This window comes from Xanthobacter sp. BG11Y11_SDJG (genome assembly GCF_057364445.1).
Map to the genome: position 1 here is coordinate 1 of NZ_JBNFNU010000274.1, position 5,956 is coordinate 5,956.

Here is a 5,956-nt window from a genome sequence, read left to right on the forward strand (position 1 = left end):
GCGACCCCGCCGGCCAGCAGGCGCAGCTTCTCGGCCTTGGAGGTGGACGGCGCGCGCGTCCCAGGCCCTGGGACCGGCGGCGCGCACCTTGGTGCCGATGGCGCGGTAGACCGCGCGCGCCGTGGCGATGGCTGAGGCCGAGCGCAGGGGCAAAGCGCGGATGCCGATCAGCGCCTGGTCGTAATAGGGCTCCGCCACGTCCAAAAGCCGCGCCGTCACGGCCGCGACCTTCGCGCGGTTCTCGGGCGCCGCCACCCGGTCTTCCGGGATGCCGGCCTGCGCGAGGAAGTCCGCCGGCAGATAGAGCCGGCCGATGCCGGCATCCTCGATCACGTCCCGCGAGATGTTGGTGAGCTGGAAGGCGAGGCCGAGGTCGCTCGCCCGGTCCAGCACCACCTCGTCGCGCGCGCCCATGATGAGCGCCATCATCACGCCCACCACGCCGGCCACGTGGTAGCAATAGGTCAGCGTGTCATCGAGGCACTCGTAGCGCCGGCCCTCCACATCCATGCGGAAGCCCTCCAGCAGCTGGAGGGGGTAGCGCTCCGGGATGTCGTTGCGCCGCACCACCTCGGCGAAGGCGGCGAAGGCGGGATGGGCAGAGGGCGCACCGGCATAGGCGCGCCGCGTCTCCTCATAGAGCGCGTCGAGCCGCTGGGCGGGCGTGCCGGCCATCTCGGCGCGACCCATGCCCAGCACCTGACCGTCCACCACGTCGTCGCAGTGCCGGCACCAGGCATAGAGCATCACCGCATCGGCCCGCGTGCGGGCATCGAACAGGCGCGCGGCAGCGGCGAAGCTCTTCGAGCCCTGCGCGATGGACTGTTCGCTGGCCGCAAGGAGGCTTCCGCCGGGATCGCTCACGCGCGCGCCCCTGCAAAATCCGCGACGATCAGCGAGGCGGTGGCCTTGGCCGAGCCGACCACGCCCGGCACCCCCGCTCCCGGATGGGTGCCGGCGCCGGTGATGTAGAGATTGGCGATCTTGTCGTCGCGATTGTGCGGCCGGAACCAGGCCGACTGGGTGAGGATCGGCTCCACCGAGAAGGCCGAGCCGAGATGCGCGTTCAGTTCGTCGCGGAAGCCGAACGGCGTGAGCACGCGGCTCGTCACCAGCGCGTCGGTGAGGCCCGGCAGCAGGCGACGCTCCAGGGAGGCGAGGATGCGGTCGCGGTAGAGCGGCGCCTCCTTGTCCCAGTCGATGTCGGCCTTGCCCAGATGCGGCACCGGCGAGAGCACATAGAAGGCGGTGCAGCCCTCGGGCGCCAGCGAGGGGTCGGTGACGGTCGGGGCATGGAGATAGAGCGAGAAGTCCTCCGGCACGTCCGGCCCGCTGAAGATCTCGTTCACGAGGCCCTTGTAGCGCGGGCCGAACAGCACCGTGTGGTGCTGGAGATGATCCCAGGTGCGGTTGGCGCCGAAATAGGTCACGAACAGCGACATGGAGTGGCGCTTGGCGGCGAGGCTCTTGCCGTAGCTGCGCCCGCGCGCGCTGCCGCGCATCAGAGTCCGGTAGGTGTGGACCACATCGGCATTGGAGGCGACGAGGTCGAAGGGCAGCGTCTCGCCGCCCTGAAGGCGCACGCCGGTGGCGCGGTCGCCCGCGATCACGATCTCATCCACCGGACAAGAGAGGCGGATGGTGCCGCCGATGTCCTCGAACAGGCGCACCATGGCCGCGACCAGCGCCCCGGTGCCGCCGCGCGGGAAGAACACGCCCCATTTGCGCTCCAGCGCATGGATGAGGGCGTAGATCGAGGAGGTGGAGAAGGGATTGCCGCCCACCAGCAGCGAATGGAACGAGAAGGCCTCGCGCAGATGCTCGTTCTCGATGAATGTCGAGACCATGGAATAGACCGAGCGCCAGGCCTGGAGCTTCATCAGGTTCGGCCCGGCCTTGATCATGTCGGAGACATGCAGGAACGGCACCGCGCCGAGCTTGAGATAGCCTTCCTCGAACACCGCGGTGGAATAAGCGAGGAAGCGGCGATAGCCCTCCACGTCCTTCTTCGAGAAGGCGGCGATCTGGGCGTCGAGCGCCGCCTGGTCGTTGACATAGTCGAACTGCGCGCCGTCCTCCCACAGGAGGCGGTAGAAGGGCGCCACCGGGATCAGCTCCACATAGTCCTCAAGCCGGCGGCCGGCGGCCTGGAACACCTCTTCGAGGCAGGTGGGATCGGTGATGACGGTGGGCCCGCCGTCGAAGGTGAAGCCGTCCTGCTGGTAGACATAGGCCCGCCCGCCCGGCTTGTCGCGCTTCTCGAACACGGTGGTGGCGAAGCCTGCGGCCTGGAGGCGGATGGCGAGCGCGAGGCCGCCGAAGCCGGAGCCGATGACGGCGGCGCGGCGGGCGCCGGAAAGGGCGGGAGCGGGCATCATGGGGAAAGCGTCGAACCTCTGGTCTCGGTCAGGCAGCGCACGGCGCGCCACAAAGGTACGGGCGGGCGGCCCGTGAGGATGCGTGCCTGGTCCGCCAAAGTGAGCCGGGCGCCATAGAAACGGGCGATGAGGCCGGGCGAGAGGCGGTAGAAGCGCGCGAGGATGCGGTAGCGCTGCGCCGGCTCCGCGGCGCGGAACAGCATGCGGTTCAGCAGGCGGAAGAAGCCCCGGCTCTCCCACCGCTTCACCGCGAAATCGCGCGTCGCCGCCGCGAGCGCCGGGCCGGAGAGGTCCGGCAAAGTGGAGATGTGGCCGGCGAGCGCACCGCGTCCGGCAGCGAATAGCCGGTGGTGGGGTGGAACAGCGCCGCCCTGAGGCCGCTGCGGGCAACCCCGGCCGGCCCCTCGGCGAGGAAGGCCGCGATGTCGCCGCCGAGCGCGATGGGCAGCACGCCCTCCTCCGATCGCACCACCTGCCCGCGCCAGCCCATGCCGGCGGCGTACGCAATCACCCGCGTGCGCACCGCTTCGGCCGACAGCTCCGGGCCGTCGGCATAATAGGTGTCCTCCACCAGCAGCGTGTCGGCGTCGAGCGGCAGCACATAGACGAAGCGGTAGCCGTCAAGCTGTGTCACCCGCGCATCCATGATGATGGGCCGGGTGAGGCGGTGGGGCCGGTCGAGGCGCAGTTCCAGGCCGACGAACTTCTGCCAGCCGAGGTCCAGATGCCGGCTCGGCGCGGCGCCGCGGCCGTCGATCACGGCGCCGGCGTCGAGCCGCGTGCCGTCCTCAAGCACCACATGGTCCGCCGCGACCGACGCCACCTTGGCGCCGGTGCGGATGCGGTCGGCAAAGCGTCCGGCGAGGGCGGCGGCGAGGCGCGCCGAGGACATGCTGGCATAGCCGCCCGGCAGCGTGCGCGAGAAGGCCGGGAAGTGCACATCCGTGCCGGTCCAGGAAGCGGCGAGGAAGGGCGCCAGGAAATCGCGGTCCGCTGCATCCACGTCGCTGGCGTGGAACGACCAGGTGTGGTTGCCGCCCAGCGCCGCCCCCGCCTCGAGAATTCGCGAAGCGCACCTGCGGCCGCCGCTCCGCCAGCCGCGCGGCGATGAGGCCGTTGGCGAGGCCGCCGCCCACGAGAAGGATGTCGTCCATCACCCGCCGATCCGATCCCGCCGATCCAGGGCTCTATTGGAAAAGCGCAGATCGAGCCAATAGCCGGTTCGGCCCGCCGGTGCCACCACCCAAACGGCGGAGCCTGCGGGCATTTTGACACCGCGCGGCGGCTGCCATACCAGTGTCGGCCAGCGCATCGGGCGCAGCCCCTCCTTTAGGCCAGCCCCCGGGCTGCGCCGGTTTGTGGAGGGGGAGCAAGGGGATGCGGCAAACCTGGCGCTGGTTCGGCCCGAAGGACATCGTGCCGCTCTCATCGGTGCGGCAGGCGGGCGCGCAGGGGGTTGTCAGCGCGCTGCACCACATTCCGACCGGCGCGGTATGGACCCGAGCCGAGGTCGCCCAGCGCAAGCGCAATGTCGCCTTCCACGCCGACGGCACGCCCACCGGCCTCACCTGGGACGTGGTGGAGAGCCTGCCCGTCTCCGAGGACATCAAGCGCCAGACCGGCGCCTTCCGCGCCCACATCGCCAACTACAAGACCTCGCTGGAAGCGCTGGCGGCGGAGGGGCTGACCACGGTCTGCTACAATTTCATGCCGGTGCTGGACTGGACCCGCACCGACCTCGCCTTCCGCGTCGACCATGGCGGGCGGGCCATGCGCTTCGACCTGGCCGACTTCGCCGCCTTCGACCTCTTCATCCTCAAGCGCCCCGCAGCGGCGGACGATTTCGGCGACGCGCTGAAGGACGCGGCGGCGCGGCGCTTTTCGGCCATGGACGACGCGGCCAAGGCGGCACTCGTGCGCAATCTCACGGCCGGGCTGCCGGGCGCGGCGGACGGCTGGACGCTGGACGGGCTGCGCGGCCAGCTTGCGCTCTATGACGGCCTGCCGGCCGAGCGGCTGCGCGCCCATCTGGTGGACTTCCTCGCCGAGGTGGTGCCCACGGCGGAAAAGCTCGGCATCCGCCTGTGCTGCCATCCGGACGATCCGCCCTTCCCGCTGCTCGGCCTGCCGCGCATCGTCTCGACCGAAGCCGACTACCGCGTCTTCCTCGATGCGGTGCCGAGCCCGGCGAACGGCGTCACGCTTTGCTCCGGCTCGCTCGGGGTGAGGCCCGACAACGATCTGCCCGGAATGGCGGAGCGGCTCGGCCCGCGCATCCATTTCGTGCATCTGCGCAATGTCCGCCGCGAGGCGATGGCGGACGGCATCCGCGCCTCGTTCCATGAGGACGAGCACCTCAACGGCGCGACCGACATGGTGGCCACCATCGGCGCTTTGCTGAAGGAGGAGGCGCGCCGCCGCGCCGAGGGCCGCGCCGACGCCGAGATTCCGTTCCGGCCGGACCACGGCCAGGACATCCTCGACGACATCGGCCGCGGCGGCCAGCCGGGCTATCCCGCCGTCGGCCGCCTGAAGGGCCTTGCCGAGCTGCGCGGCATCATGACCGCGCTCACGCACGCAAGCGTCCGCTACGGCTGAGGGCGGCGTCGCAGGCGGCATTCCCCCCGCTGGGACCCGATGCGATGATCCTCGGCATCCGGGGGGATTCGCCATGACCATCGCGCCGACCGTAGCGCCCACGCCCGCTCGACTTGCGGTGGGCTTCCTCGCGGGTCTCGCCATCGGTGGGCTGGGGGGCCTGATCGGCCTTGGCGGCGCGGAAATCCGCCTTCCGGTCCTGATCGGCCTCGGCTTCGACGCCTTGCCGGCGGTGGTGCTGAACAAGGCGACGAGCCTCGTGGTGGTGCTGTGCGCGTTGCCGTTCCGGGCCGCCGCGGTGCCGTTCGCCACCATCGCCGACCACTGGGCGATCCTCGTCACCGTGCTGTCGGGCAGCCTCGCCGGCGCCTATGCGGGCACGCACCTCGCCTCCCGCTTCGCCTCGCGCACGCTGTTCCGCGTCATCTGCGTGCTCATGGTCGTCACCGCCGCCTTGCTGTTCCTGGGCGACGAGATGCCGCGCCACCACGCGCTGCTCGCCCAGCCCTGGCGCGGCATGGCCGGCGTCGCGGCGGGGTTCGCCATCGGCATGGTGGTGTCGATGATGGGGGTCGCGGGCGGCGAGCTGCTGGTACCGACCTTGGTGCTGTTGTTCGGCATCGACGTGAAGACCGCCGGCAGTCTCTCGCTGGTCATCGCCCTGCCCACCATCCTGGTGGGCTTCGCCCGCATCGGCGCCGATGAGAGCCTCGCGGTGCTGAAGGCGCAGAAGGTGTTCCTGCTGGCGCTCGCCGGCGGCTCCATGCTGGGCAGTGCCATCGGCGGGCTGATGCTGGGCCTCGTGCCGGCCTCGGTGATCCTGCCGCTGCTGGCCGCAATGCTGGTGCTGGCGGCGGCGAAGATCTGGCACCACGCCTCCCGCCTGCCCTGAGGCGGCTTTCTTCCGCCGAGGCCGCGCTCTACTCTTCCGGCCGACGTCGCGCGCGCGCGCAGACATCAGACGACGTCAGGACGATCCG

4 protein-coding genes and 1 pseudogene are annotated in these 5,956 nt (G+C 70.7%); 2 read left to right on the plus strand and 3 right to left on the minus strand.

Features of this window, described 5'->3' with window-relative positions:
- The 3 genes and pseudogenes from AC2W7M_RS18380 to crtY form a co-directional block, all read right to left on the minus strand.
- Positions 1 to 864: phytoene/squalene synthase family protein (locus tag AC2W7M_RS18380; protein ID WP_486133886.1), on the minus strand; the 864-nt coding region annotated here is incomplete at its 3' end.
- Entirely contained in the window at positions 861 to 2,378 is a 1,518-nt protein-coding gene (locus AC2W7M_RS18385; RefSeq protein WP_486133888.1) for a phytoene desaturase, read from the minus strand. The genes AC2W7M_RS18385 and AC2W7M_RS18380, both read right to left, overlap by 4 nt.
- Positions 2,375 to 3,441, minus strand: a pseudogene (gene crtY, locus AC2W7M_RS18390) (lycopene beta-cyclase CrtY). The gene AC2W7M_RS18385 and the pseudogene crtY overlap by 4 nt, the downstream one beginning before the upstream one ends.
- A gap of 314 nt (positions 3,442 to 3,755) precedes the next feature.
- On the opposite strand from crtY, the gene uxuA reads away from it, so the two are divergent.
- Together uxuA and AC2W7M_RS18400 are read left to right on the plus strand one after the other, a co-directional pair.
- Positions 3,756 to 4,976, plus strand: coding sequence for a mannonate dehydratase (gene uxuA / locus AC2W7M_RS18395; protein WP_486133889.1), 1,221 nt, complete (start codon positions 3,756 to 3,758; stop codon positions 4,974 to 4,976).
- A 73-nt stretch (positions 4,977 to 5,049) separates the two neighbouring features.
- On the plus strand, positions 5,050 to 5,868 hold the full coding sequence (locus AC2W7M_RS18400; protein ID WP_486133891.1) for a sulfite exporter TauE/SafE family protein: 819 nt from the start codon (positions 5,050 to 5,052) through the stop codon (positions 5,866 to 5,868).
- Positions 5,869 to 5,956 lie beyond the last annotated feature (88 nt).

Excerpts from the sequence above, each read along its gene's own strand:
- AC2W7M_RS18385 (WP_486133888.1), bottom strand. The coding sequence starts at position 2,378 with ATGATGCCCGCTCCCGCCCTTTCCGGCGCCCGCCGCGCCGCCGTCATC.
- uxuA (WP_486133889.1), top strand. The coding sequence starts at position 3,756 with ATGCGGCAAACCTGGCGCTGGTTCGGCCCGAAGGACATCGTGCCGCTC.
- AC2W7M_RS18400 (WP_486133891.1), top strand. The coding sequence starts at position 5,050 with ATGACCATCGCGCCGACCGTAGCGCCCACGCCCGCTCGACTTGCGGTG.